The following is a 25,460-nucleotide window of genomic DNA, read 5'->3' on the forward strand; positions in this document are numbered from 1 at the left end:
GGCAGTCCCCGCCGGCTGAACACTTTCCCCGCGAGCCATTCGCGCGGGCACGGTGCCGTCCGCTCACTCCCCACGGAGGCACTCCATGCCCGCGTCATCCGCCCTGGTCCCGCGCCAGAGCATCCTGAGGTTGTCCGCCCTCGTCCTGGGCACGCTGTTCGCGGTGGCACCCGCGAGCGCCGCGCCGAACGCGTCGTATCCGCTCCCGCCTGCCTCCTCGCGCCATGAAGCACAGGTCCAGCAGGCCCGGGCCTTCGCCCAGAAGTTGCTCAAGGACTTCCAGCTGCCGGGCCTCTCCGTGGCCGTCGCGCATCGCGGACAGGTCATCTGGTCCGAAGGCTTTGGCTACGCGGACCTGGAGCAGGGCATCCCCGTCACCCCACTGACCCGTTTCCGCGTAGGCAGCGTGTCCAAGGTGCTCACCGCCGCCGCGGTGGCCCGTCTGGTGGAGGAGGGGAGCTTGAACCTGGATGCCCCCATCCAGAAGTACGTGCCTGCCTTTCCCGTGAAGCCATGGCCCATCACCACGCGCCAGCTCACCGGGCACCTGGCGGGCATCCGTCACTACCTGGACCGGGATGAAGCCATCTTCCAGGAGGCAAGGCACTTCAGCAGCCTCACCCAGTCCCTGGGCCTCTTCCAGGACGACGCGCTGCTGTCCGAGCCCGGAACGGCCTATGCGTATTCCAGCTATGGCTTCAACCTGGTGGGCGCCGTGGTGGAGGGCGCCGCGCACGAGGAGTTCCTCCGCTACATGCAGCGCGCCGTCTTCGAGCCGCTGGGCATGCGCCACACCGGGGCGGATCATCCCCACCAGCTGATTCCCCACCGCACGCGCTTCTATGCGAACGGCCCGGAGGGCAGCCACCAGCATGCCGCCCGCGTGGACAACAGCTACAAGTGGCCCGGCGGCGGCTTCCTCTCCACCGCCGAGGACCTCGTCGTCTTCGGCTCCGCGCACCTCCAGCCCGGCTTCCTGCGAAAGGAGACGCTGGCCCTCCTCTTCACCTCGCAGAAGCTCAAGTCCGGCAAGGAGACGGGCGTGGGCCTCGGCTGGCGCATCGGTGTCTCCGCGCAGGGACGGCGCATCCTCCACCACCGGGGCGCTATTGAAGGCGGCCGCGCGATGCTGATGCTCTTCCCGGACTCCCAGCTCGTCGTGGCCCTGCTGGGCAACACCTACGCGGACTTCGCGGAGGAGCAGGCCGCGCAGCTGGGGGAGATCTTCAATTCCGCGCCCCGGTGAGCCCTACGTCCGCTTCCGGCCACGGGGCTTCAACGGCGCCGGCTCGGCCAGGGTGGCAAGGGCATCCACGAAGAGCCGGACCTTGGGGGGAAGGTTCAGCCGGCTGGGATAGACGACGTGGATGGGCCGCATCGACGCGGGCCGGGGGCCGAAGAGGACCTTCAGCCGGCCGTCCCGGATGGCCTCCTGGCAGAGGATGTCCGGCACCCGCGCGATGCCGACCCCGGCGATGGCCGCGTCGCACGCGAGCTCGCTGTCGTTCACCATCAGGACCGGATCGATCCGGGACTTCACGCCCTCGGCCTCCCACGTCTCGAACGCACTGAATCCAATGCAGCGCGCGGCCCCAAGCTCCCTGGCGGCCGGGATGCCGTGCTTCGACAGGAAGCGGGGGCTCGCCACGAAGCGGACCGCGCCCTCTCCCAGCTTTCGCGCCACGAGCGACGAATCATTGAGCGGGCCGATGTGGATGGCGACGTCGAACCCCTCTTCGATGAGGTGGACACGGCGGTCCGCCAGCACCAGCTCCACCCGCGCCTGGGGATAGCGGCCGAGGAACTTCGAGATGACCGGCGTGAGGTAGCGCCGGCCGTAGAGCACCGGCGAGGAGACCCGGATCAGGCCGGTGGGATCCGCCTTGCCCTGCTGCACCTCGCTGTTCGCTTCTTCGATGAGCGCGGCGATGGCGGCGCAGCGCTCGGAGTACGTCACGCCTGCTCCCGTCACGCGCAGTCGCCGCGTGGTCCGCTCCAGGAGCCGTACGCCCAGCCGCTCCTCCAGGTGGCGGATGCGCTCGCTGACGGTCTGCTTGGTGATGCCGAGCTTGAGCGCCGCGCGGGTGAAGCTCTCCTCGCGGACGACTGTCGCGAAGAGGAGCATGTCGGCCGGTGGAATCATGGCCGTCAAGATTAACCTGACAATGAGTTCGTCTGGGGCCGCATTGTCCGGGCACTCCGGCGGACGCATGGTGTGGCCTCACGCAACCCACAGGAGTGCCACCCATGAAGCTCTACTTCGCCCTCAGGACCCGAGCAGTCCGTCCCCGCTGGCTGCTGGAGGAACTCGGCGTGCCCTATGAGCTGGTCAGGCTCGACCTGGCCCGGCAGGAGAACACCACCCCTGAATACCTGGCGGTGCATCCGCTGGGAGACCTCCCCGCCCTGGTGGATGGGGACGTCACGCTGCTCGAGTCCCTGTCCATCTGTCTGCACCTGGCCGACCGGTTCCCGGAGAAGCACCTGGCGCCGCCGGTGGGGAGCGCGGAGCGCGGTCCTTATTACGGCTGGATGGTCTTCGCTGAGTTGAGCCTCGACCCCCTGGTGATGGAGTTCTACCGGGACGCGCAGTCGCCGGTGGCGCGCGAAGTCCCGGAAGGGGAGGCCGCGAAGCTCAGGACCCGGCTCACGGCCGCTCTCGACCTCATCCAAGAGGGACTCGGAGGCCGTGAATTCCTCGTGGGTGAGGCCTTCACCGCCGCCGACGTGGTGATGGCTTCCATCCTCCACCTCGCGAACACGCTGATGCTGCTCGACGGGTATCCGGAACTGGTGGCGTACGTCAGGCGCCACTCTCAACGCCCCGCGGTGCGCAGGGCGGTCTCTGGGTGATCCGCTACCAGGTCTTCGCGACCGCGAGCGCCTCGTTGAAGTCCAGGCCGTTGACGCGCATCACCGCGAGCCAGTTGGTGAGCGGTGGCGAGGCGCGGTGAGCGGTGGGGACACGACCGCACGCCTGCTTCCCAGGAGGTGTCATATGAATTGACAGGTATATGGCTTGATGGGTATATACGACCCATGGATTCAACGTTCGCGATCATCGCGGAGCCGAACCGCCGGGCCATCCTCAGCCTGCTGGCGGCGTCGGAGCACTCCGTCGGCGAAATCGAGCACCAGCTGCGGATGCCTCAGACGTCGGTGTCCAAACACCTCCGCGTGCTGCGCGACGCCGGCTTCGTGGAGTCGCGCGTCGACGCTCAACGGCGCGTCTATCGCATCCGGCCGGAGCCGCTCATGGAGGTCGATGAGTGGCTCACGCCATTCCGGCGCTTCTGGACGCTCCACGTGGACGCGCTCGAACGCCATCTCGACCGGATGGACCAGGAACCCGAACCCAAGAAGGGAAAGAAACGATGAGCCACCGTGCGAAGTACACGCCCGGCCCCGCGGCCGGAGCCAGTGTCCAGAAGGCAGGCGACAAGTGGACGCTCGTTCTCGTCCGGGACCTGCGTCATCCCCCGGCGAAGGTGTGGAAGGCGCTGACCGACCCCGCGCACCTGGCTGAATGGGCGCCGTTCGACGCGGACCGGAACATGGCCAGCGTGGGGCCGGTGAAGCTCTCCACGGTCGGTGCGCCGACGCCCATGGTCGCCGAGACCACCGTGAGGCGGGCGGAGGAGCCGAAGCTGCTCGAGTACAGCTGGGGGCAGCAGGACCTCCGCTGGGAGCTGGAGGCGACGGGCGTTGGCGGCACCCGGCTCACGCTCTGGCACAACATCGACCGGGGCTTCATCTCGTGGGGCGCCGCGGGCTGGCACATCTGCTTCGACGTGCTCGAGCAGCTCCTCTCAGGCGACCCCATGGGGCGCATCGTGGGGCCCGATGCGATGCAGTACGACTGGCAGCGCTTGAACTCCGAGTACGCGGAGCAGTTCGGGGTCCAGAGTCCCACCTGGAAGGCCAGCAACTCGAAGGAGTGAAGGAACACCCCATGGAATCGACCCTGCCGAAGCCGGCGCTCGTCGCCGCCAGGACGTCCCCCAAAGCCGTGACCATCACCTTCTGGATCGCCACCGCGCTCTTCTGCCTGGAGATGGGCTTCACCGCCTACGCGCAGTTGAACCTGCGGGATGCGGCGGAGGGGTTCACCCGGCTCGGCTTCCCCAGCTACTTCCGGGTGGAGCTGGCGTGGGCCAAGTTTCTCGGAATCCTGGTGCTGCTCGCACCGGTGCCGGCGCGCCTCAAGGAGTGGGCCTACGCCGGCTTCGCCATCAATCTGGTCTCGGCGCTCATCGCCCACTTCGCGGTGGGAGATGGCCCGGAGGCGTGGGCCTTCGCTGCGGTCACCGGCGTGCTCTGGGTGCTCTCGTACGGCTCCTGGCGCAGCTTGCAGGCGGGGCGGGCATGAAGAAGGCCGTCGCGACGGAGTCCGCGTCCAAGTTGATTGACCAGCGGATCCAGGACCTGGGGGACTGGCGTGGGAAGACGCTCGCGAAGGTGCGCGCGCTCATCCACGCAGCGGACCCCGAGGTCGTCGAGGAGTGGAAGTGGATGGGGACCCCTGTCTGGTCCCACGACGGCATCATCTGCACGGGCGAGTCGTACAAGGCCGCCGTCAAGCTGACGTTCATCAAGGGGGCCGCGTTGAATGACGCTTCAGGGCTCTTCAACTCCAGCCTCGACGGGAACGTCCGGCGCGCCATCGACATCCACGAAGGCGACAAGATCAACGAAGCAGCCTTCAAGGCGCTCATCCGCGCCGCGGTGGTGCTCAACCTCGAAGGCAAGAGCAAGCCGAAGGCCTCGCGCGCGAAGCGCAAGCCAACTCCGAAGTAACTGTGAGAGGCTTACCGGACGGCCGCATCCCCCTCCGCAGGAGAGCCTCCGATGCTTCGTCCCGCTGTCCGGAAGCCTTTCATCCCGTTGACCCTGGCCACCGTGCTGATGGCGCTCGGTGTCCTGCTCATCGCGCCGCCCGCCTGGGCGGAGAAGCCCGCGAAGCCCACGTCCCGGCCCGCGGACCGGCACTACATCCGCAAGGTCGACCAGTCCTCCGTCGCCAAGGACAAGAACACCGTCATCGAGTCGCGGGTCGATGTCAGCCGGGATGTGAAGGACATCAACGACGGCAAGGCCAAGAAGGGCAGCGATTCGGGGACCGTGACCTGGACGCTTGGCGGGCGGACCTATGGGGCCCACGACAATGGTACGCTGTATCCCATCCGTGGCACCGGGTTCCATGAGCTGAACCGCTCGGCCTTCAAGGCATTGGGGGTCTACAACAAGTTTGACGACACCCCGCGCGCCAAGGAGATCCTGGACAAGATGGGCACGTCCCAGGGCGACAGGAACGCCGCGCTCAAGGCGCACAAAGCGGGTTGAGAGGGAGAGCCATGCAGCCGGAAAGACAGGTTGTCGGATTCATCGCGCGGGGCGCCGTGGAGGAAGCACGCCTCTTCGACAGCATCGGCCGCGCGCTCGGTCTCCCTCCCGAAGGTGTGGCGCGCTTAGACGTGGACGGCCCCTCGGATGCGGCGGTGCTCGTCGAGACCGCGCTCCGGTCCAAAGGCTTCCGCACGGATGTGACCCTCTACGTCGATGTCTCCCGCACTCGAGAGTCCTCGGGGCTCACGTCGGTGGAGGTGGCCACCCGGGTCGCCGCACTGCTTGGCGAGGAGCTCCTTGTCTCTCCTCCCGCGGACGACCCGGCGGTCGCCACCTCCTGGTTCCTCGTCACGCCCGAAGGCAATCGCTTCCGGGCCAGTGAATCCTCTTCCGGCCATGACGAGGACTCCGTCGATATCGACCGGGCCTCCCTGCGTCCCCTGTAGCGGTATCGGGGCGGGGAGCCCGTTTCACCACGGGATGACGCCCTGGTCGTCCGAGTAGGTGCCCGTGGGGCCGTCCGGTCCGAGGAGCGCCATGCGCACGGGCGCGCGCGCGGCCTGCTCGACGGTGCGGGTACCCTGGAAGTTGTTGAGGTCCGTGGCGGTGAAGCCCGGGCACACCGCGTTCACCTTGATGCGGGTCGACTCCAGGTCCAGGGCGAAGGCGAGCGTGATGGCGTTGAGGGCCGACTTCGACGACGAGTAGACCCCGTACATCGCGCGGTACGGGTTCGCCGGGTCCGAGTTGTTCGTGAGCGAGCCGACCCCGCTCGAGACGTTGACGATGCGCCCCGCCGGCGCTTCCCGAAGGAGCGGGAGCATCGCTTGCGTGACGGCGATCACTCCGAACACGTTCGTCTCGAACACCGCGCGGAACTCGTCGAGCGGCGCGACGGTCGCACGGCCCGCCTTCGCGCGCTCCGCCAGCGGCTGGCCCGGCTTGGGCGCCTGCCTGCCCGAACGGGCGATGCCCGCGTTGTTCACGAGCACGTCCAGGCGACCCAGCTCCTGTCGGATGCGCTCCTCCGCGGCGGAGATCGACTTCGCGTCCGTGACGTCGAGCGCGAGCGCACGGACGTCACCGGCGATGGTCTTCGCCGCCGCCTCGCCACGGGCGAGGTCACGTGAGCCGACGAGCACCGTGAAGCCGTGCGCGGCGAGGTCCTTGGCGATCCGCAGGCCGATGCCCTTGTTTGCCCCGGTGACGAGGGCGACTTGTTTGTCGTTCATGCTCGGGGAGATACGGGGGCAGGTGGCACGCGCGCTTGGCGCTTCTTGGCGGAGATTTCGTGCCAAGAAACGCCAAGCCAGGGCCGCCGGAGCTCCTTACACTGAGGGGATGTTCACTCTCGACGCGATCCCGGTCTCGGTCCCTGGCCTGCGGGCCGTGCGCATGACGACCGACCTGCTTCGCGTCGGCATGAAGGAATTCCACGCGTCCATGCGCATCGAGCGCGGGCGCAGCGAGTGGTGGGGGCGTGGCCGGGTCTGGACTGGCGGGCCCGGTGAGATCCACCTGAAGCAGCCAGGCGACGTGCACCGAGACGTCGCGCACGACGGGACGATGACCTACCAGGCCGTCGTGCTGCCCGAGCGCGACATCGAGCGCATCCGCCATGAGGGGAAGGTCGTCGCGCATCCCCACTTCAAGCCCGGCGACGAGCGGGGCCTTGCCTTCCAGCGTCTCCACGACGCGGTCGCCGCGGGCGCGGATCGCCTTACGCTGGAGGTCGCGGTGGTCGAAGCCGTGGAGGCGTTCACGGTCTTGAGGGGCGCCACGCCGGACCACACGCGGCCGGTGCGACGGGCGATGGAGTACCTCCGCGAGCGCGTGGGGGACGCCATCACGCTGGATGACCTCGCGGACCATGCCGGCTACGACAAGTTCCATCTCTGCCGCGCGTTCCGCGCCCAGGTCGGGATGCCGCCGCACGCGTACCTCACGCACCTGCGCATCGCATGGGCGAAGGTGTTGCTCGAAAGCGGCCTCCGGGCGTCGGAGGTCGCGACGCGCGTCGGCTTCTACGACCAGAGTCAGCTGAACCGCCACTTCCGGCGCATCGTCGGAACGACTCCAGCGCGATACGCGAGCACGAGGCCGGAGTGGCGCATCCAGGCGTAGCCGCTCGATGAGCCCTAGGGCAGCAGGGTGATGCGATTGAGCGCGGGGGCGGGCAAGGGGCTCGCCATACTGCTGTGCGCCTTCAGGTATGCCTCCAGCGCGTCGCTGTCCACGGCGCCACCCAGCCGGTTCGTCCCCTCGGCGAACACCGGGAAGCCATCACCCCCACTCGCGAGGTAGTTGTTCGCGGTGACGCGGTACTCCGCCGTCAGGCTCACGGGCACGCCGTTGATCCGGATGGACGCCGGGTCGACGCGGCTTCCGATGGGCGCCGACGCGCTGAACGCATAGGTGAAGCCCGCCGACGGAAGCAGCATGAGGGTGGCTCCCGACGGCCGCCACTGCCGCTCCAGCAGTTGCTCGATTTGCGCGCCCGTCAGCGTCAGGGTGACCAGGCTGTTGCCGAACGGCTGCGTGGTGAAGGCCTCGCCGTAGGTGACCTCGCCCTGGGCGATGTTCGCGCGCATGCCGCCCGGGTTCATGAAGGCCACCTGCGCCCCACCCAGGTTCGCGGGCTTCGTCGCCTCCAGATGCGAGTCCGCGATGACGAAGCCCAGGGTGGACTGGCCCGCGGAGTCCGTCTGTGTCCTGAGCGTCTGCGACACCCATCCGATGACCCGGTTGGCCCTCGGCGTGACGAGCTCCTGGTACTTCGTCACCAGCTCCTTCACCGCGCCGACCTCCTGCACGTCGCGAGTGACGATGACGTTGTTCGCTCGCGCCTCCACGACGTCGCCCGTCGCCTTGCTCAACGTCAGGTCGATGTCCGTGACGAGCTGCCCCATCGACGAGGCGCTCGTGACGACCTTGCCATCGATGACGCAGTTGTAGGCCTGGTGCGTGTGGCCGCTGACGATGACATCCACCGCGTCGTTGAGGCCCTTGGCCAGGCCCACGATGGCACCTGAGATGAGGCCGTCCGCACCCGCGCCCTTGCATTCGTTCACCAGCGAGCCCGAGGTCGGAATTCCGCCCTGGTGCACCACCACGATGATGGCTTCGACGCCCTGCCGCCGCAGCTCCGGCACCAGCGCGTTCACCGTCTGCACTTCGTCCTTGAAGGTGAGCCCCGCCACGCCCGTGGGTATGACGCTTTCCGGCGTGTCCTCCAACGTCATGCCGATGAAGGCCACCTTCACGCCCTCGAACTCGCGCACGTCGTAGCGGGGGAACAGCGTGCGGTCCACGCCCGTGGCCACGTTGGCCGCCAGGAACTTGAACTGCGCGCCCGGGAAGCCATCCCCGTCCAGGCAGCCATCCACCGGGTGGCAGCCGCCCGACTGCATGCGCAACAGCTCCGTGCTGCCCTCGTCGAACTCGTGGTTGCCCACCGCGACCAGGTCCAGGCCAATCAGGTTCATCGCCTCGACGGTGGGCTCGTCGTGGAAGAGCCCCGACAGCAGCGGGGAGGCGCCGATAAGGTCTCCCGCCGCTACCACCACCGTGTTCGGATTGGTGGCCCGCAGGGCCGCGATGTGCCGGGCGAAGTACGTCACGCCGCCCGCGTTCACCCGCACCGGTCCACCGTCGGGGGCCACGCCCGTCAGAATCTGGCCCGCGGGGGCCTCGAGCTGTCCGTGGAAGTCATTGAACGCCAGCACCTGCACGCTCACCGTGGTGGGACCCGCGTCGGGCGTCCCCGCGTCGGGCATCCCCGAGTCGGGCATCCCCGAGTCGGGCATCCCCGCGTCCGTGCCGGAATCCGGGGGCGGCACCTGGACGGAATGCTGCTCACAGCGCTTGTCCTCGCAGACCCACTCCGTGTTCGAAGCCGGCGGTCCCTTGTCTTCACGGCAGCCGGCGGCGTCCTGGCACTCGTCACCTCCGCAGCCGCCATGGGCGAAGAGGAACATGCCGGTGACGAACGCTCCGGCGAGCAGGAAGACGCTGGGACGCGCTCCCTGAAGTGACGAGCGCGGTGTGGCTTGTGGCATCGACGGAACTCCAACGAACAGGGAGGGGGAACCTACTCTGGTTCGTGGACGATGGCGCGACTTCATGGCGGCACGGCGCATCCGGCAAGGGGCGCAGCGTCACGATGCGCGGCTCCATCAGCGCCTTCGCTCACGTCTGCAGTCGCGCGCGGGCCTCGCACGACTCCGCGAGCGTGTCGGCGTCGAGCATCGCCTGGCTCATCTCGCCAACCGCCAGGGCCCGAAGGCCCGTTACAGAGGCACGCGCAGCAACCTCTTTGACCTCAGGCGACTCTCGGTCGTCCAAAACCTCGAGGTCGCCGCGCGTTACCAACTCGCAGCGTGACCTGACCTGTTCGGCGCTCTAGGGCCGCGTGACGTGCACGAGGCTCGTCATCGCGTCCACGTACAGGGTCGTGTCGTCGGCGTACAGCGGCAGCAGCGGGGTGACCGACACCTGGTTGAGCTTCGTCTTGCGGACCTGCTGCGTGGCCGGGTCCTTGAACACGGCATACGGGACATCCTGGATGACGTAGGGCTCGCCGTTCACGTGGCCGATGATCATCAGCACATGGCCGGGGACGACGACGAGGTCGCCCACCTCCGCCTGTTCCAGCGCGCGCACCCGTTCGGCGTGTGAGTCGTGCGCCGTGAAGAGGCGGTGGTTCAGCGCCGCGCTCTTCCCTTGCATCCCGGAGTTGGGCGGGAGGAACAGCCCCATGCTGCGGTACACCTCGCTGGTCAGGCCGCTGCAGTCGCGCGCGTTGAACTGGTGCCCCCAGCCGTAGCGCTCGCCGAGGAACTTGAAGGACTGGCGGAGGATGTTGGCGCGGGTCAGCGGCAGATAGCCGGGCGCGGTGTCGGCGGTCCGGCGCAGCAGGGCGCTCCGGAAGGCCAGTGAGCCGTCCTGCTCGCGCACCGGCAACTGCACCGGCCACGAGGCATAGCTGCTGGCGCCGTTGACGGGCTCGCCGGGCGACACGTCGGCTCGTGGCAGCGCGACCCCCATGTCGAGCTCGAGTTCGGATACTCCCGGCGCTTCCGGAGTGAAGACCGTGCGCACCTGGTCGCCCGTGACGACGCGCCCGGGTGCCTTCGCCACGTAGGAGAACACCGCGTCCGCCGTGCCTTCCGCGATGTCGCCGCGCTTGACCCACGCGGGCCCCTGCGTCGTCTGGACGAACAGCCATTGCTGGTTCGCGCTCTGGTGCGCGATGACGACCGGCTCGCCCGGGAACAGGATGCCGGCCTGCAGGCTCTCGTAGTCGCGCAGGTCCTGCGAGGCGAAGAACAGTCGACCGGACGGCAGTGACCGCAAGGGCGTGCGCCGCACGCTGATGCCGTAGCGTGCAGTGGAGGTTTCGGGGATGTGCTCGGCCGCGGCGTTCTGGCGAAGTTCGTCGAGCATCGCCTCCGTCACCGGGAGGCCCTGTTCATCGATGGCCGCTTTGATGGGCGTCTGCTGCGCATCCCTGACCCAGCCCGCGACCTGTGCCCGTGTCAGCGTGGCCGGGATGCCCCTCAGGTCGAACAAGCCGCCCTTCGGACCGAACGCGAGTTCGCGCTTCGCCGCCACCTGGCTGGCATCGAGCAGCACCGCATCGGGGGACGGTGCGCGGCGGATCCAGAACTCAGGCGACAGCATGTCTTCGCTGAACGCCGGCACCCCGGACGGAGACACCGCGAGCGCGGACGGCGTGGCGCACGCGCCAAGGCTGGCTGCGGCCCCCATCACCGCGAGCGAGAGTGCCCGCATGCGCCACGTACGACGAGAAGGGAAGGCCAGGCTGCTCATGGGTTCTGCTCCCGCTTGAGGGTCGGTTGCTCTCCTATCGGGAGAACGAACTCTCAGTGGGGGCTATTTCGCAGGGGGGATCAATCAGGGGGACTCCAGAATGTGGCCGAGGTCGCGGTCCACCACGGTGAATTCGGGGGACTGGTAGCGGACGCCGGGGTGTCTTCGAATGCGTGCACGATGGCGCGCCTGGCGCCCAGCCCGTGCATGCGCCCGCGCCATGAGGCGCTCCATGGCTTCGAGGTCGGCCATGTCGCGATAGAGATGGAGCAGGGGATGGGGCAGGGCGTGCGCCGCGCTATGCTGGTTCGACAATTCCCATGGCCTCCTCTCGTAAATCCCCTGGTTTCGTCCGCAGCCTCGTATTGCCCGCGCTGCTGCTCTTCGCCCTGCCGCTGTTCGGGCTCTGGTTCTCCGGCCATGCCTCGGACCGCTTCGACGCGCAGGTGTTCGAAGTCATCGAGAAGCAGATTGGACGCGACACGGAGTTGAGCGCGGAGGACCGCCAGGAGGCGCTCGCCTTCTACCGCGAGGTCCCCGCGTCGGCGGCCTGCACGAGCGACAGCGAGGAACTGGCGCGCTACCGCAACAGCCTGGGCGAAGCGTGCTCGGATGCGAAGCAGTTCGGGTGGGCGTACCTGGCCTCCTGGATCCTGCTGGCGCTCGGGCTTGCCTCCACGGGGGTCGCGCTCCTGTGCGGCCTGGCGGCGTTCATCTCGCGTCCCTTCCAGTACGGCAGCTTCGTGGTGGGCTGGCTCGTGCTGCGGGTCGCCAGCGCGCTTCAGGTGCTGGGGCAGGGTGTGCTGCTGGTGTGGCTCTCCTACTGGGTGACCGCGCTCTGGGCCGATCGCTACTACCCGAAGCTCATCGGCATCATGGCGCTCATGGCGGCGGCCGCCGTCTTCCTGGTGGTGGTGGCCATCTTCCGCCGCCCGCCCATGGACTTCGACGTGGAGGCGGAAGAGGTGCCCGAAGCGCGCGCCCCGGAGCTGTGGGCCTGCGTGCGCCGGCTGTGCGAGCGGCTCCAGACGACGCCGCCCGACCACATCCTCGCGGGCATCGACACCAACTTCTTCGTCACGGAGAACGACGTGCGCGTGGACGGGCGCATCCTCTCCGGCCGCACGCTCTTCGTGAGCCTGTCCCTGCTGCGCCTGCTGGAGCGCTCCGAAGCGGAGGCCGTGCTGGCGCACGAGATGGGGCACCTGCTGGGCGGCGACACGGGGCACGGCAAGCGGCTGGCGCCCATGCTCTCGCACTTCGGCCACTACCTGGAGACGCTGTACGAGGGCGGCGTGACGCGCCCTGTCTTCTATTTCATGGCGGCCTACCGCGGGCTGTTCGAGCTGTCCCTGGGCCGCAGCCGTCGCGCCAGCGAGCTCGCGGCGGACCGGCTGGCGGCGGGTGTCACGTCGGGGCAGGACATCGCCCGCTCGCTGGTGAAGGTGGGCGCGTACTCGAGCTTCCGGGACCGCGTGGAGGCGAAGCTCTTCGCCCAGGACGAGCAGCACCAGTCGGTGGGCATCTCCCAGCGGGTCGCGCACGGCTTCTCCGAATACGCCCAGTCGGAGGCGGTGCACGACGACCTGCAGGGCGCCGTGACGCCCCATCCGTTCGACTCACACCCGCCGCTGGGCGCGCGCATGGAGAACGTGGGCGTCCACCTCAAGCCCGCGGACATGGCGCAGGTGCTCCTGGAGCCCGTGGAGTCCTCGTGGGCGGAGGCCTTCGAGGACGCGGAGGCCATCGAGGCGCGGCTGTGGGGCGCCTACGAGGCGCGCTTCTCCCAGGCCCATGACCTGGCGCTCGCCTGCCGTTACGAGCCGTCCACGGACGAGGAGCGGCAGCACGTGGAGAAGTTCTTCCCGGCGCTCGTCTTCGAGGGCAAGGAGGCCGGCTACGAGGTGCGGATGGACTACGCGCAGGTGAGCTGCTCGGAGTGGGAAGAGCCCGTCGAGTTCGAGCGGATCGCCTCCGCCTCCACCGCCGACCGCATGTTCAAGAAGTACCTGGACCTGAAGGTCACCGGCGAGGGCCGCTTCAAGGGCGGGCGCGCCATCTGCTTGAGCAAGCTGAAGGAGCAGGACGCGGTGCTGGAGGCCTTCGAGCGCTACCTGGGACGACACCGGTTCATGAAGGCGCACCGCTCGGACTCGCAGGCCGCTTGAGCAGGAGCTCCGCCCGCTGGCGTCACGTCGCCGGCGGGCGGGTGCGGTAGAGAACTCCGTTCGCGAGCTCGAACGAGGTGCCGGCGGGAAGCGGGGTCCCCGGGCGGCAAGCGCGGGCCCCTGGTGACTGGCGCCATCCTCCTGGTGACCGCGGTCACCAGCCTGCGGGCTCCTCCCGTGAAGCCCCTTCCGCCAACTCGTTGAAACCACAGGCGGGCATGAGGCCACACCGGTCGACATGGGCCCGGCATGCCGGGTGCAGTAGGGCAGGGCATCGCTGTACTGCTCCCCCTTCGACGCACTCCTGAGGTTCCTGCCATGGCCCGTCGCATCGGTTCGTCCCTGCCCCGCACCTCCAGCCTCCCGACCTCCACGGTGTCTCAGCCGAAGCCCCCGGCGCGCGCGTCGACGCTCCCCGCCTCGACGACGGCCGCGAAGCCCACGGCCACCAAGCCCACGGCGACGACGGCCACGGCGAACACGGCGACGGCCACCAGGCCCACGGCGACGACGGCCACGGCGAACACGGCGAATACGGCGACGCCGCCGAAGCACGCGGGTGCTCCCGAGGGCGGGCCCACCTACAGCCCCTGGGAGATGACCTCGGGCGCCTCGGACGTGGCGGTGAGCGGCGGTGACAACAAGCTCACGGCGCCCGCGGCCGCGAAGCAGACCATGTTCATCGACAAGCCGGCCACGCCCTACCAGAAGGACACCTTCGGCGGCGGCAAGCTGAGCGCCAACATGGGTTCGATGCAGGCCTCCACCACCAGCCACAGCGGCGGTGGCGTGCACCACTACTCGGCCCAGGCCGAGGTCCAGGGTCCCAACGCCTCCTTCGGGATGCAGAAGACGCACGCGGGCCGGCTGGGCGTGTCGAGCGCGCAGCTCACTGGCGAGGCCAACAGCTTCAAGGCGCAGGCCCAGGCCGGCGTGTCGGCCGACACGGGTTCGCACGCCTACACCGCCGCGCTGACGGCCAAGGCGGAGACGGGCGTGGGCGTCACGGCGAGCGCGAGCCACGACTTCAACCGGCACGTGGGCGGCTACGTGAAGGGTGAGGCGAAGGCCGGCGCCTCCGCCTTCGCGGAAGGCGTGGCCACCCTGGACCCGAAGACGGCCACGGCGATGGTCTCCGGGCAGGTGGGCGCGGGTGCCACGGCGGGCGCGTACGCCACGGCGGGCGGGCACGTGGGCCGGGTGCACGGCTCGGTCACCGCCGGCGCGGTGGCGGGCGCGTCGGCCCAGGCGGGCGGCAAGTTCGGCCTGGAGAATGGCTTCCTCAAGCAGTCCGCGGACGTGAACACCGCTCTGGGCGTGGGCACCCACGTGAAGTCGGACGTGGCGGTCGACCTGCGTCACCACATCAAGCCGGGGATCGCGTCGGGCCTGCGCCCCGCCCTCGGCACCGCGATGGGCGTGCCCGCGCCCGCGATCGCCATCGAGCCCGAGAAGTCGGGCATCGAGAAGCTCTTCGCCAAGGCCTTCGGCAAGGAGTGACAGTCCTCCCATGCCCAGGCATGGGTGGCGCGGTCTCCGGCGGCTTCGACCTGCTCGAAAGCCGCCGGAACCTTTATGCCGATGCTTTCGGATTGGGCACCTGCCGAGCGACACCAATCTCTGGAGTCAGGCGCGCGGGCACCTGGGCGCAGCGCGACCACGGGTACTACGACGAGAGCTCCTGGGACCGCACCGCGAGCAATCCCAGACACCAATGTCTGTGAGGCTTCATGCGGTGACGGGCACGCCACTCCGCCACGCGACGCAGAACAGGCGCTGGACGTATCTCGCGTCCAGCGCCTGCTTCCAGTCCGGTCCAGCGACATCAACCGAGGCGAGGGCTAGTTACAGGGCGCGCCGCAGGTGCCCGCCCCACGGGCCTGACATGCCGCCGTGTTGATGCAGAACAAGCCATCACCCGTGCAGCACCCGAGCAAACGCGAGGACTCGTCCGTGGTCTCGTCCGGAACCGCGCTGCTGGGGCTGGTCGAAACGAGCACGGCCTCGTTCGGCACGACCTCGCTCGGGGCGAGCTGAGAGGAGGAAACAGCCATTCCCACCACGAAGGCAAAACTCAGGGCAACTCCGGAAACAAGCGTCCGCAGCATCTGATGCTCCTTGGGTTGAGAGGCGTCCGGGATGGTACTCCCAGCGTGTCCCGCAATCCAAGACTCCGAAGTCTGGCTTTGTTTTGCGTTCAGGGTGTTGAGTGTGGATGTACTTTGGTGGGTGAGTGCAAATGACACGCTGCGAAGTCAGGTCTTGCCGTAGCGGCGGAGGGCCTCGTCGAATTCAATCCGGCGTGCGCGCAGCAGTGCACTTGCCCGCGGGTGAGCAGCCACAGGTGTGGCTGGATCCGCACAGGCCCGGCCGCGCCTACTGCCGGACCGAGTACTCGGTGCCCGAGCGGAAGGGGATGGTCATGGACGCGAAGCCGTGGCGTGGGTCGCGCACCCAGGTGACGTAGTCGCGGTAGTCGGCCTTGAAGACACCGACGTTGTCGGTCACCACCACGGCGCCCGGACGCAGGGCCGGGGCGACGAGCTTGAGCACGTCGAGCGCCCGCACGGGGAACCCATCATTGAGCATGAAGTCCACCTCGCCGAGGTCCGCTCGCAGCGTCTCCGTCGCGTCACCCACGCGAATCTCCGCGAAGGACGCGAGCCCCGCCTCCTCCAGGTTCGCCTGCGCGCGCCGCGCCTTCTCCGGCAGGAGTTCGGTGCCAATGACACGGCCGCCGCCGTTGTCGCGCACCGCCGCCGCCAGCCACAGCGTCGAGACGCCAAAGGACGTGCCGAACTCGACGACGGTCCTGGCGCGGAGCGCCCGCGCCGTCAGGTAGCAGAAGGCGCCCTGGGCGCGCTCGATCGCAAGGTACTTGTCCGCGAAGGCGTGCTCGGTGCCCGGCTTGTCGATGGAGCGACCGAGGATCATTCGCGGCAGCTGTGGCAGGAGGTGGAGGAGGACGCCCGGCATCTGGCGGTCGGCCTCGCCGTGGAGCCGCCGCAGCACGGCGCGCACCCGTTCGTCGGGCAGGACGGCCAGGGGACCCCTGGCATTGTCGTTAGCGCTGAACACCGGAGAATCCCTTTCGGCCTGGCGCCCAATAGGCGACGTTGGTGACCTGCTTCGCGGAGATGCCTGCTCGCCGCACCGCCTTGTAGAGGCGCTGGATTGACGGAGCCTTCCCGGTGAAGACACACCGCGTCCGCGCTTCGGCGAGCAGCGCAAGCATGAGTTCGTTCTCGATGCGATCGAGGTGAACAGCCTCCGGCTCGCGCGCGGTCAGCGTCACACCGGTGGTGACGCCAATCCGTTCGAGTGCGATGCGCGAGGCTTCGGTGGATTCCACCTCGAACGAGAACGCCACCTCCCGGATTCCCTCGGGTGTCGCTCGAAGCGCGGCCGCGGTGCTGAACGAGGTTTCGTCGCCGAAGAAGAACAACGGCCGCCCGACGGAGGCGAGGTCCAGCGCCGAACGCGGGCCCACGAGGAAGAGCGGCTCTCCCATGGTCGCCGACGCGAGCCAGTTCGACGCGATGCCCTGGCCGTGAACGAACCCGAGAAACGTGGCGGTGCCGGTTCGAGGCTCGAAGGAGAGCGGTGTGTACGCTCGCCCGGCCAGGCCGGCGAAGCCGATCTGGATTATGTCGCCGGGTGTCCAGCGGCGGCCTTCAAGGTCTTCTCCCTCAATCGTGACGAGGCGGAACGCATCTCCCACGGACTCGACTTCGCGAACCCTGGCGCGGCGCGAGACGAGGCGATGGAACATGGACTCGACGACGCCCGAAGGCGCGGTGGATGGCGACGGCATGCGGGAGACGATAGGGAGTCGCGCCCCTGGCCGCATTGCGCAGTCAGGACAATTTGTTTATCAAAACGGTCATGGCGGCGAAGCGGCGGAAATCGAAGGCGACACGGCCCGTGGATCCGACGAGCTGGACGTTCAGCGGAGACGTCCAGGTGGCGAACGGGCCTCCTGGCGCGGTGGCTTCGCTCGAGGCGCTCGGGAGCCGGTTCACGCTCGATGCGCGTGGACGGTTGAAGACCGCGGTCGAGCGGCCGGCGAACGCGATCGGGATCCGCATGGCGAGCGGGGGGATCGAGAGCGAACCCCACGCGCACCGCGAATCACAGCTCATGTACCTGGTGCGCGGAGAGATGATCTGCGAAGCGTCGAACGCCCTCTGGATCGTCCCGCCGCAATCCGCGCTGTGGATCCCCGGGGGCGTGACGCACCGGATCCGGGGTCGCGCGCCGCTCGAAGGCTACAGTGTCTTCCTCAATCCGCGCTCGGCGCCGAACCTTCCGAAGGATTGCTGCGCGGTGTCGGTGACGCCGCTCTTCCGTGAGCTCTTGCTGCGCCTGGCGACGCGTCCCGCGCTCTACGACCTCAAGGGGCCGGACGCGCGCCTGGTGGCCGTGCTCCTCGACGAACTGGCGACGGTCTCCATCGAGAAGCACCGCCTGCCGATGCCGAGCGACCCCCGGCTCCGGCGTCTGGTGGACGCGATGGCCGCCGAGCCGGCGATTGGCGTGACGACGAAGACGTGGGCGAAGCGGATCGGCGTCAGCGAGCGCACCTTGAACCGCGTCCTCGTCGAGGAGACGGGCTTGAGCTTCGGCCGCTGGCGCCAGCAGCTCCACATCATCCTGGCCATCCAGAAGCTCTCCCGGGACGCGACCGTGCAGAACGTGGCGCTGGACCTGGGCTACGAGAACGCGAGCAGCTTCGTGACCATGTTCCGCAAGGCGCTCGGGACGTCGCCCGCGCGGTACATGGCGAACCGCCTGGCCGCGCCGGTGGGGAAGCGATAGCCGCAAGCCCCCTTCCGTGGTACCCAGCCGGCAGCCACTTGACGCTCCGATGGCGGTGCGACGTTCTGTCGCGACCGTAGGGTGTCCTCGGGTGGCATTCCGTCGGCTGGCGCCTCCCGGGTCATGACCCCGTTGTTTCTGGAGGCCCCCATGTCCACGTCCGAACTGCCCGTCCTCGAGTTCATCCTCACGAACTACAAGAACTTCAACGCCCGCGCGACGCGCGACGCGCTCCTGTCCTACTGGGAGCATGTGTCGAGCGGTGGCCGGATGTTCTGGAGCGTCGCGGGCGCGATGTCGTCCGCGCAGCTCGGCATCACGCTCGCGCCCGCCATCCGCTCGGGCCTGATTCACGGCCTGTCGGTGACGGGCGCCAACCTGGAGGAGTCGCTCTTCCGGCTCGTCGCGCACACGGCGTACAAGGACTTCCCCGAGTACCGCTACTTCACCAAGCAGGACGACACGAAAATCCTCGAGCAGCGGATGCGCCGGGTCACCGACACGAGCATCCCCGAGGACGAGGCGTTCCGGGCGGTGGAGAAGATTGTCGTCCCCATGTGGAAGAACGCCTCCGCGAAGGGCGAGCGCCGCTTCTGGCACGAGTACTTCTACGAGCTCATCCAGGTGCTGGAGCCCGCGGCATACGAGGGAGACCCGGAGGCCTGCTGGCTGATGGAGGCGGCGAAGCGCAAGCTGCCCATCGTCGTCCCGGGCTACGAGGACTCGACGTTCGGGAACATCTTCGCGTCCTACGTGAAGACGGGCGACTGCAACCCGAGCATCGCCAAGTCCGGCATCGAGTACATGGCCGACTTCTACGACCGCTACGAGGAGCTGTCCGCGGGCAAGGGCGTGGGCTTCTTCCAGATTGGCGGCGGCATCGCCGGTGACTTCCCCATCTGCGTCGTGCCGTCGACGAAGTACGACATGCAGAAGCCCGTGAAGCCGTGGGCCTACTTCTGCCAGATCAGCGACTCGACGACGTCCTACGGCTCGTACTCGGGCGCGACGCCCAACGAGAAGATCACCTGGGACAAGCTGACGGAGACGACGCCGATGTACGTCATCGAGTCGGACGCCACCATCGTCGTCCCGCTGATGCTCCGCGCGCTGCTGGAGTGCCAGGGCCATCCGGAAGCGGCGAACGCGCTCATCGCGAAGCACCGGCGCTAGCCACGCGCGAACCGCGGCAGGGCCCAGAACGCGTTGGGCCCTGCCGGGCTTTCGTCAGAGGCCTTGCTCAGAAGCGGGCGAGGAAGGCGTCGTTGCTACCGGCGCTGGTGTTGCCGCCAAGGCTTCCGCCCGTCTGTCCCGCGACGTAGGCGTTGCCGGAAGCGTCCACGGCCACGCCGCGGGCGACGTCCTGGCGCGAGGTGCCCAGGGTCTGGGTGCCCAGCTTCGTGCCGAGCGCGTCGTAGCGGGTGAGGAAGGCATCGGAGGCGCCCGCATACGGGATGCCGACGAGCCCGCCCGTGTAGCCGACCACCTGCACGACGTTGTTCGAGGAGACGGCGACGCCGAACGCGTAGTCGGGCTGCCCGCCTCCGAGCATGCGGCTCCAGTCGCGGTTGCCAGCGCTGTCGTAGCGGGCGAGCAGCACGTCGATGGTGCCGTTGTTGGTGTTGCCGTCCAGGCTGCCAAACGTTTCACCAACAATGTAGACGCCGCCATCGGGGCCCACGGCGACGCTCTTGCCGTCATCCAGGTCGCCCGCGTCAATCTGCCGGACCCACTGCTGGGCGCCCAGGATGTTGAGCTTGAGCAGGAAGATGTCGCTGTTCACCGGCGAGGTGGTGCCGTCGAGGCTGCCGTAGGTGTTCCCGACGATGTAGACCTCGTGGGTGGGCGTGACGGCGATGCCGCGCGCCATGTCGCTCGCGGAGCTGCCGAACTGCTGGAGCCAGTACGGGTTGCCCGCCGTGTCATAGAGCCCGGCGATGATGTCGTAGTTGTTGGGGTTGCCGCCGTTGGCGAAGCTGCCGCCGGTGTAACCGGTGAAGTAGAGGGTGTCGTCCGCGCCAATGGCGATGCCCGTGGCGAAGTCATCCATCTGCGTGCCGTTCTGGCGCAACCACAGGCGGTTGCCGGCTGAGTCATACTTGGCGATGAAGAAGTCGATGCCGCCCGCGTTGGTGTAGAAGTCGAAGCCACCGAAGGTGGTTCCAGCCACATACGCGTTGCCGTCCGCGTCGGTGGCCACGGCGGTGGCGCGGTCCGACCCGGTGGTGCCGAGCTGGTGGACCCACTGGAGGTTGCCGGCGGTGTCGTACCGGGCAATGAACGCGTCCTGACCGCCGGCCTTCGGGTCGGAGCCGAGCTGGCTGGTCGTCTGACCCACCACGTAGACGCTCGAGCCTGACACGGCCACGGCGTTGGCCTGCTCATCCAGGTTGGCGCCGAGCTGGGCCACCCAGGAGGGGGACGGAACCTGGGCCGCGGCGACGGAGGGGACGCCCGCGGCGCCGACGACGCCCGCGAACCCAAACATGCTCAAGAGAAGGTGTTTCATCACGAACTCCATTTCTCAGTGGGGGGAACAGCACCGCGGCGTCAGGGAGGGAAATCTGACGTCACGGCACTCTTGCAAGACCACGAGAAACGGGCGCGCGGAAGATGGGTAATTAAAGACACACATGCGACAGTGTCTGGCTTGAGCACGAGCGTGACACATGGACGCGTCATGTCATTTCACGACGCAGCCGCGCCCAGGCCTCGAAGCTCATGGGTGAAAGGCCGTAGGAGCGCGCGATTTCAGGCCGAGCCAGCACCGGGGCGACGTTCATGTACGTCATGCCTTGAGCCACGCCGGGATGCAGGCCGGCCGCGACGGCCTCTTCGATCGTGGAGGACTGGACCACGTACTCCTTGCCGTCGACGCGCGAGAGGACCTCGGTGATTTGAGGGAGCGTGAGCACGTCACCCGCGAGCTCCAGCGTCACGCCATGGAACTTCACGGGATTGTTGATCGCCGCCGCGGCCGCCTTCCCGATGTCCTCGGGGGCGATGAGCCCGATGGGCTTGTCGGCCCTGACCACCGTGAGCAACCGGCGCCCGTCGACGAAGCCGGAGGGATCCAACATCGCGTGGTCCATGAAGGTGGCGGGCAGGAGGAGGGTCCAGTGCTTGAAGCCCGCGGTGCGGACCAGGTCGCACGTGGCCAGCTTGTTCTCCCAGTACTCCTCGTGGAACTTCCAGCGCCCCTCCGCCCAGCCCTCGACGTCGCGGTGGGCGCCGACGCCGGTCGTCGCGGTGTGCACGAAGGTCTCGACGCCCTCGGCAAGCGCGGCCTCGACGAGGTTCTTCCCTTGCTGGCGCTCCTTGCTGAAGTCGACGCCGGTCGCGGAGACGATGGGTGACTGCATGGAGAAGACCGCCTGCGTCCCGGCGCAGGCGGCGCGCAACGACGCTGGATCGTCCAGGTCCCCGACGACCACCTCCGCGCCAGCCGCCGCGAGGGCCCTGGCGTTCGCCGCCTCTGGATTGCGCACCAGGACGCGCACTTTCGTGCGGCCCTCGGCCAGTAACGCCCGGGCGGTGGCGCCCCCCTGACGTCCTGTGGCGGCGGTGACGAGAACGGCATCGTTTCGGCTCATCGGCGGCTCCTTGCTAAGTGGGGGACCCCACCGCTTATTGTTCGTGTTAAATACGGAGGGGCCCCCCGTTTGTCAAAGAGAAGGGTCTCGTGAGGAGGAGTTCGCCGTGGAGCAGATGAAGCGGTTGCGCGCGGACGGGCAACGCAACCGGGAGCGGATTGTCGCCGTCGCCGCGGCGCTCGTCGCCAAGGAGGGCGCGCAGGTGTCGCTCGAGGAGATCGCTCGGAAGGCGGGGGTCGGTTCGGCGACCCTGCACCGGCATTTTCCGTCGCGGCAAGCGCTGCTGGAGGTCGTCTTCCGCGACGGCGTCGCGCAGCTCTGTGCGCGGGCCGCCGCGCAACCGGGCAAGGCGCCCGCCGCCGAGTTGGCGGACTGGCTCGAGGAGGTGACGGTCTACACCGCGACCCACCGCGGGCTCGCCGCCGCGCTGCTGGCCGGCCCGGATGGCCTCTCCGCCGAAGACATCTGCTGCACCGACATGCTGCTCAAAGTGCTGAAGGTCCTGGTGGCGCGTGCGTCATCCGTGGGTGCGCTTCAAGCGGGCGCCACGGCGCAGGACCTGATGATGCTGGCGAACGCGATCGCCGTCGCGAACGAGAATGATCCGGTCACCGCGCGCCGGGTGCTGCGCCTCGCGCTGACCGGCATCCGGCGCTGAGGGCGGTCGAGGGCGAGCGGGCCCTGGGGGCGCATGCGACGGCACGCCCCCAACGCGAAGACCCGCGGGCGGTGCTGGAGGCCTTCGACTACGGACCCGATTGGGGGCAGGTCGCGGGCTCGAGGTAGAAGGCTTCCCACGAGCCCGTGTCGGTGGGATTGCAGATGCCTCCGTTGCCGCCATTGCCGCTCTGGATGGGAGCGCCGGGGGTGTTCTCCTTCCAGTTGCGCGCGGTGCCTGTCGTCGATTCGAAGCCATAGCGATTGCGGCCGCCGAAGACGCCGCATGCGTGGCGGGTGAACGACTCCGCCGTGCCGAGCGAGGCATTCAGGGTGAGCTGATCCGCGACCACCGCCAGGTACGCGCCGCTGGTTCCCTTGAGCTTGTATTTCGCGCCACTGGTGACGAGCTCGAAGACCTCGCCACCGGTCTGCGTCGTGCCGAGGGCAGCCACCTTGCCCGCGCCGTCGACGGTGAGCCACTGGTCGGTGCGCTCGCTCTGGATGCGGAAGCAGCCCGCGCTGCCGCTGGCCTCGGTATGGCAGGTCGCATCGCAGCCATCGCCCGACTGGGTGTTGCCATCGTCGCACTGCTCGCCGCTCTCGACCGTGCCGTTGCCGCACACGGGGCCGCCGCCGCTGCCCGGGCAGGAAACCGGTTCGAGGTAGAAGGCCTCCCAGGCCCCACCATCGGCCGGATTGCAGGCGCCGCCATTGCCGCCGTCACCACTCTGGATGGGCTCGCCCGGCGCGGTTTCCTTCCAATGGGGCGCGCTCCCCACGGAGGCCCGGAAGCCGACGCGGGTGCGCCCGCCGTAGCCGCAGGCCAGCTGGGTGAACGACTCCCCGCTGGTGAAGTTGGCGCCCATCGTGAGCTGGTTCGCCACCACCGTCAGGAACGCGTCTCCCGAGCCCTTGAGCTTGTACTGGGTGCCGCTCGGAACGAGCTGGAAGACCTGCCCGCCGGCTTGCGTCGTGCTGCCGGCGATGACCTTGCCCGCGATGTTGACGGTGAGCCACTTGTCGGTGCGCTCGCTTTGAATCTGATAGCAGCTCCCGCCCGAGGTCTCGACGAACCAGGCGGTGTAGGTGGCCGCGCTGCCAGGCGTGATGAAGGTGTGTGATTGCGCGCCTCCGTCAGACCACGACGAGAACGCCCAGAACCTACCGCCCGCATACTGCGGCGACTCGGCGCCCACGGAGCGGACGACACCGACCACGCCCGTCGTTTCGTGCGGCGCCGCGACCGGCCGCCCGTCCATCAGGACCTGCAGGCCGCTCGGCACGCTGGTCACCGTGAGCGGGACCGTGACGGGGTGGACGTCGCGATACGTCGTGTGGGTGAGGCCAATCGAGTCGCGCACCGTGAGCCGCAGGCGATACCAGACATTGGCTGAGCTCTCGCCGATGCTCGGGACGGGCCAGCTCCCACTCGCGATGCCGGTGGTATCCGCCATGGCCGGGTGCGTGTGGGTGTCGTGATGGAAGGTGATGTTCCAGGTCATCGCGCTCGGAGGCAGCGCGCCATCCTCCAGGTCGCTGGCCGAGCCGGAGAACGTCAGGTTGGTGGAGGCGATGTAGGTCGCGCCCGTGGCCGGCGTCACGATCGTGGCCACCGGCGGCTTGTTGGACGTCACCGTCAGCACGGCCTCGGCGCTGGTGGCCGAGCCAAGCCCGTTGGTCACGACCGCGCGGAAGCGCGCGCCGCTGTCGGAGAGCTGCGCGGCGGTCAGCTCGTAGCTCGGCGAGGTCGCGCCAGCGATGTCCACGCCGTTGCGCTGCCACCGGTAGGTGAGGGGCGGCTCGCCGCTCGCCGACACCGTGAAGGTGGCAGGATAGCCGACCGATACCAACGTGCTCGCCGGCTGCTGCGCGATGCTCGGCGGCAGCGAGGCCGTGTAGGCGATGCGGCCTACCTGGCCCGAGCCGCGCGCCAGGTAGTAGAGCGCGCCATCGGGCCCGACATCGAGGTCCACGGGTCCCGCGGCGGCCGTCGCGAAGAGCGAATTCGCACCGGTGTTCGGGTCGATGCGCGCGATCCAATTGTTGGTGTAGTCCGCGAAGAAGTACTGACCGACATACGCGCTGGGAAAGGCCGAGACGGGTGGATTGTAGAAGGCACCGCCCGCGATGCAGTTGCCGGCGGCCGTGCCGGAGCCATGCGGGTACGCATAGAACGGCTGCGTGAGCTCCGGGCGGTTCGTGAAATAGCCCTCCGTCATCGGCCAGCCGTAGTTGGCACCGGCCTGGCCGCGGTTGATCTCCTCCCAGCCGCCTTCGCCCACGTCGTTGATGAACAGGATGCCCGTGCCGGGTTGAACGTCGAAGGTGAAGGGGTTGCGCAGTCCCATCGCCCAGGTCGCCTTCGCGAGCCCGGTGGCGGTCGCATAGAACGGATTGTCCGTGGGGATGCTGCCGTCCGGGTTGAAGCGCAGCAGCTTGCCGAGCGGCGTGTTCAGGCTCTGCGAATTGGAGGAGACCGCGTTCTCGCCGACGGAGACATAGAGCTTGCCGTCGAGTCCGAAGCGAACCGCGCCGCCGTTGTGGTTGGCGGCGTCGAGCGTCGGAAAGTCGGCGAGCACCAGCTCGCTTCCGGGAACCACCACGTTGCCGTTGGCGGTGAAGCGGCTGACCCGGTTGTGGATGCTGCCGGCGACCGACGTGTAATAGACGTAGAGATAGTGGTTGCTGGCGAAGTTGGGATCGAACGCGACGCCCATCAGCCCACGCTCGTTGTCGTTGTCCACGGCGAGCGTCATGAACGGAGTCGCCAGAAGCTGGCCGTTCACGACGACACGCAGCGAACCATTCTTCTCCGAGATGAACAGGCGCCCGTCAGGCGCGAAGGTCATGGTGGTGGGGCCCTGGAGGCCACTGACAAAGACCGAGTCGGCGAAATTGGCGTCTTGCATGACCGCGGCCGCTCGCGCTTCCGCCAGCTCCGGGGGGGGCTGCGTCGAGCAGCCCACGAGGAGGGAGAAGACCGCGCACACGACGGCTCGTACATTCGTTCCTGTCATCGCTGCTCATCCCGGTCGAACTGCGG

The 25,460-nt window shown here is 68.4% G+C and carries 26 protein-coding genes and 1 pseudogene; 16 read left to right on the plus strand and 11 right to left on the minus strand.

The annotated features are described in order from the left end of the window. Window positions 1–85 precede the first annotated feature (85 nt). Window positions 86–1,246 (plus strand): serine hydrolase, encoded by a 1,161-nt coding sequence (locus tag D7Y11_RS01420; protein WP_126932836.1) that lies wholly within the window; start codon window positions 86–88, stop codon window positions 1,244–1,246. A 3-nt stretch (window positions 1,247–1,249) separates the two neighbouring features. Here the strand turns inward: D7Y11_RS01420 and D7Y11_RS01425 are convergent, their stop codons facing one another. Next, entirely contained in the window at window positions 1,250–2,143 is an 894-nt protein-coding gene (locus tag D7Y11_RS01425; RefSeq protein ID WP_169819559.1) for a LysR family transcriptional regulator, read from the minus strand. A 104-nt stretch (window positions 2,144–2,247) separates the two neighbouring features. On the opposite strand from D7Y11_RS01425, the gene D7Y11_RS01430 reads away from it, so the two are divergent. Continuing rightward, a complete protein-coding gene (locus tag D7Y11_RS01430) occupies window positions 2,248–2,853 on the plus strand; it encodes a glutathione S-transferase family protein (RefSeq protein ID WP_120580549.1) in 606 nt (201 codons plus the stop codon). 4 nt (window positions 2,854–2,857) lie between these two features. Here D7Y11_RS01430 and D7Y11_RS43135 read toward each other — a convergent pair whose 3' ends face one another. Beyond that, window positions 2,858–2,998 carry a hypothetical protein gene (locus D7Y11_RS43135; RefSeq protein WP_158629035.1) on the minus strand — a complete coding sequence of 47 codons (141 nt, stop codon included), beginning with the start codon at window positions 2,996–2,998 and terminating at the stop codon, window positions 2,858–2,860. Window positions 2,999–3,039: 41 nt separating this feature from the next. Here D7Y11_RS43135 and D7Y11_RS01435 point away from each other — a divergent pair, with 41 nt between their 5' ends. Genes D7Y11_RS01435 through D7Y11_RS01460 form a run of 6 tightly spaced genes read left to right on the plus strand, consistent with a single transcriptional unit; the run spans window position 3,040 to window position 5,792 of the window. Beyond that, the gene (locus D7Y11_RS01435) at window positions 3,040–3,378 is read left to right on the plus strand and encodes a helix-turn-helix transcriptional regulator (protein ID WP_120580550.1); all 339 of its coding nucleotides are present in this window, start codon (window positions 3,040–3,042) and stop codon (window positions 3,376–3,378) included. Next, entirely contained in the window at window positions 3,375–3,941 is a 567-nt protein-coding gene (locus D7Y11_RS01440; protein ID WP_120580551.1) for an SRPBCC family protein, read from the plus strand. Before D7Y11_RS01435 ends, D7Y11_RS01440 begins: the two co-directional genes overlap by 4 nt. Before the next feature lie 11 nt (window positions 3,942–3,952). Beyond that, complete coding sequence (locus D7Y11_RS01445; RefSeq protein WP_121752503.1) at window positions 3,953–4,369, plus strand: DoxX family protein; 417 nt, start codon at window positions 3,953–3,955, stop codon at window positions 4,367–4,369. Then, entirely contained in the window at window positions 4,366–4,797 is a 432-nt protein-coding gene (locus D7Y11_RS01450; protein ID WP_121752476.1) for a DUF1801 domain-containing protein, read from the plus strand. Before D7Y11_RS01445 ends, D7Y11_RS01450 begins: the two co-directional genes overlap by 4 nt. A 51-nt stretch (window positions 4,798–4,848) precedes the next feature. Continuing rightward, a complete protein-coding gene (locus D7Y11_RS01455; protein WP_120580554.1) occupies window positions 4,849–5,343 on the plus strand; it encodes a hypothetical protein in 495 nt (164 codons plus the stop codon). 11 nt (window positions 5,344–5,354) lie between these two features. After that, window positions 5,355–5,792, plus strand: a complete 438-nt coding sequence (locus D7Y11_RS01460; RefSeq protein ID WP_126932837.1) for a hypothetical protein — start codon at window positions 5,355–5,357, stop codon at window positions 5,790–5,792. A gap of 24 nt (window positions 5,793–5,816) precedes the next feature. Here D7Y11_RS01460 and D7Y11_RS01465 read toward each other — a convergent pair whose 3' ends face one another. Next, window positions 5,817–6,578 (minus strand): SDR family oxidoreductase, encoded by a 762-nt coding sequence (locus D7Y11_RS01465; protein ID WP_126932838.1) that lies wholly within the window; start codon window positions 6,576–6,578, stop codon window positions 5,817–5,819. A 163-nt stretch (window positions 6,579–6,741) separates the two neighbouring features. On the opposite strand from D7Y11_RS01465, the gene D7Y11_RS01470 reads away from it, so the two are divergent. After that, window positions 6,742–7,470: an AraC family transcriptional regulator gene (locus D7Y11_RS01470; protein ID WP_233597415.1), complete on the plus strand. Its 729-nt coding sequence runs from the start codon at window positions 6,742–6,744 to the stop codon at window positions 7,468–7,470. 14 nt (window positions 7,471–7,484) lie between these two features. Here D7Y11_RS01470 and D7Y11_RS01475 read toward each other — a convergent pair whose 3' ends face one another. Beyond that, on the minus strand, window positions 7,485–9,404 hold the full coding sequence (locus D7Y11_RS01475; RefSeq protein ID WP_126932839.1) for a bifunctional UDP-sugar hydrolase/5'-nucleotidase: 1,920 nt from the start codon (window positions 9,402–9,404) through the stop codon (window positions 7,485–7,487). A 121-nt stretch (window positions 9,405–9,525) separates the two neighbouring features. Here D7Y11_RS01475 and D7Y11_RS44035 point away from each other — a divergent pair. Next, window positions 9,526–9,729, plus strand: a pseudogene (locus D7Y11_RS44035) (IS5/IS1182 family transposase); the annotation flags it as partial. An 18-nt stretch (window positions 9,730–9,747) separates the two neighbouring features. Here the strand turns inward: D7Y11_RS44035 and D7Y11_RS01480 are convergent. Beyond that, window positions 9,748–11,178, minus strand: coding sequence for an SH3 domain-containing protein (locus D7Y11_RS01480; RefSeq protein ID WP_233607163.1), 1,431 nt, complete (start codon window positions 11,176–11,178; stop codon window positions 9,748–9,750). A gap of 84 nt (window positions 11,179–11,262) precedes the next feature. Beyond that, complete coding sequence (locus D7Y11_RS01485) at window positions 11,263–11,493, minus strand: hypothetical protein (protein WP_126932840.1); 231 nt, start codon at window positions 11,491–11,493, stop codon at window positions 11,263–11,265. 5 nt (window positions 11,494–11,498) lie between these two features. Between D7Y11_RS01485 and D7Y11_RS01490 the strand changes: the two genes are divergently transcribed. The 3 genes from D7Y11_RS01490 (at window position 11,499) to D7Y11_RS43140 (ending at window position 15,383) form a co-directional block, all read left to right on the plus strand. After that, the gene (locus D7Y11_RS01490) at window positions 11,499–13,346 is read left to right on the plus strand and encodes a M48 family metallopeptidase (protein WP_126932841.1); all 1,848 of its coding nucleotides are present in this window, start codon (window positions 11,499–11,501) and stop codon (window positions 13,344–13,346) included. Window positions 13,347–13,664: 318 nt separating this feature from the next. Next, on the plus strand, window positions 13,665–14,846 hold the full coding sequence (locus D7Y11_RS01495) for a hypothetical protein (protein WP_126932842.1): 1,182 nt from the start codon (window positions 13,665–13,667) through the stop codon (window positions 14,844–14,846). 393 nt (window positions 14,847–15,239) lie between these two features. Continuing rightward, window positions 15,240–15,383, plus strand: coding sequence for a hypothetical protein (locus D7Y11_RS43140; RefSeq protein WP_158624318.1), 144 nt, complete (start codon window positions 15,240–15,242; stop codon window positions 15,381–15,383). Window positions 15,384–15,722: 339 nt separating this feature from the next. Here D7Y11_RS43140 and D7Y11_RS01500 read toward each other — a convergent pair whose 3' ends face one another. Continuing rightward, window positions 15,723–16,424 (minus strand): O-methyltransferase, encoded by a 702-nt coding sequence (locus tag D7Y11_RS01500; protein WP_126932843.1) that lies wholly within the window; start codon window positions 16,422–16,424, stop codon window positions 15,723–15,725. Beyond that, on the minus strand, window positions 16,411–17,118 hold the full coding sequence (locus D7Y11_RS01505; protein ID WP_158641880.1) for a siderophore-interacting protein: 708 nt from the start codon (window positions 17,116–17,118) through the stop codon (window positions 16,411–16,413). The genes D7Y11_RS01500 and D7Y11_RS01505 overlap by 14 nt, the downstream gene beginning before the upstream one ends. 152 nt (window positions 17,119–17,270) lie before the next feature. Here D7Y11_RS01505 and D7Y11_RS01510 point away from each other — a divergent pair, with 152 nt between their 5' ends. Both D7Y11_RS01510 and D7Y11_RS01515 read left to right on the plus strand, forming a co-directional pair. Next, window positions 17,271–18,164: a helix-turn-helix transcriptional regulator gene (locus D7Y11_RS01510; RefSeq protein WP_233607164.1), complete on the plus strand. Its 894-nt coding sequence runs from the start codon at window positions 17,271–17,273 to the stop codon at window positions 18,162–18,164. Between the two features lie 150 nt (window positions 18,165–18,314). Further along, entirely contained in the window at window positions 18,315–19,337 is a 1,023-nt protein-coding gene (locus D7Y11_RS01515; RefSeq protein ID WP_126932845.1) for a deoxyhypusine synthase family protein, read from the plus strand. Between the two features lie 67 nt (window positions 19,338–19,404). Here the strand turns inward: D7Y11_RS01515 and D7Y11_RS01520 are convergent, their stop codons facing one another. Beyond that, window positions 19,405–20,673, minus strand: a complete 1,269-nt coding sequence (locus D7Y11_RS01520; protein ID WP_233607165.1) for an SBBP repeat-containing protein — start codon at window positions 20,671–20,673, stop codon at window positions 19,405–19,407. 169 nt (window positions 20,674–20,842) lie between these two features. Further along, window positions 20,843–21,757, minus strand: a complete 915-nt coding sequence (locus D7Y11_RS01525; RefSeq protein ID WP_126932846.1) for an NmrA family NAD(P)-binding protein — start codon at window positions 21,755–21,757, stop codon at window positions 20,843–20,845. A gap of 115 nt (window positions 21,758–21,872) precedes the next feature. Here D7Y11_RS01525 and D7Y11_RS01530 point away from each other — a divergent pair, with 115 nt between their 5' ends. Continuing rightward, window positions 21,873–22,415, plus strand: coding sequence for a TetR/AcrR family transcriptional regulator (locus D7Y11_RS01530; RefSeq protein WP_217275937.1), 543 nt, complete (start codon window positions 21,873–21,875; stop codon window positions 22,413–22,415). An 88-nt stretch (window positions 22,416–22,503) separates the two neighbouring features. Here D7Y11_RS01530 and D7Y11_RS01535 read toward each other — a convergent pair whose 3' ends face one another. After that, window positions 22,504–25,434 (minus strand): PQQ-dependent sugar dehydrogenase, encoded by a 2,931-nt coding sequence (locus D7Y11_RS01535; protein WP_126932847.1) that lies wholly within the window; start codon window positions 25,432–25,434, stop codon window positions 22,504–22,506. Window positions 25,435–25,460 lie beyond the last annotated feature (26 nt).

It is taken from the genome of Corallococcus sp. AB018, assembly GCF_003986945.1.
Lineage (GTDB): Bacteria > Myxococcota > Myxococcia > Myxococcales > Myxococcaceae > Corallococcus > Corallococcus exiguus.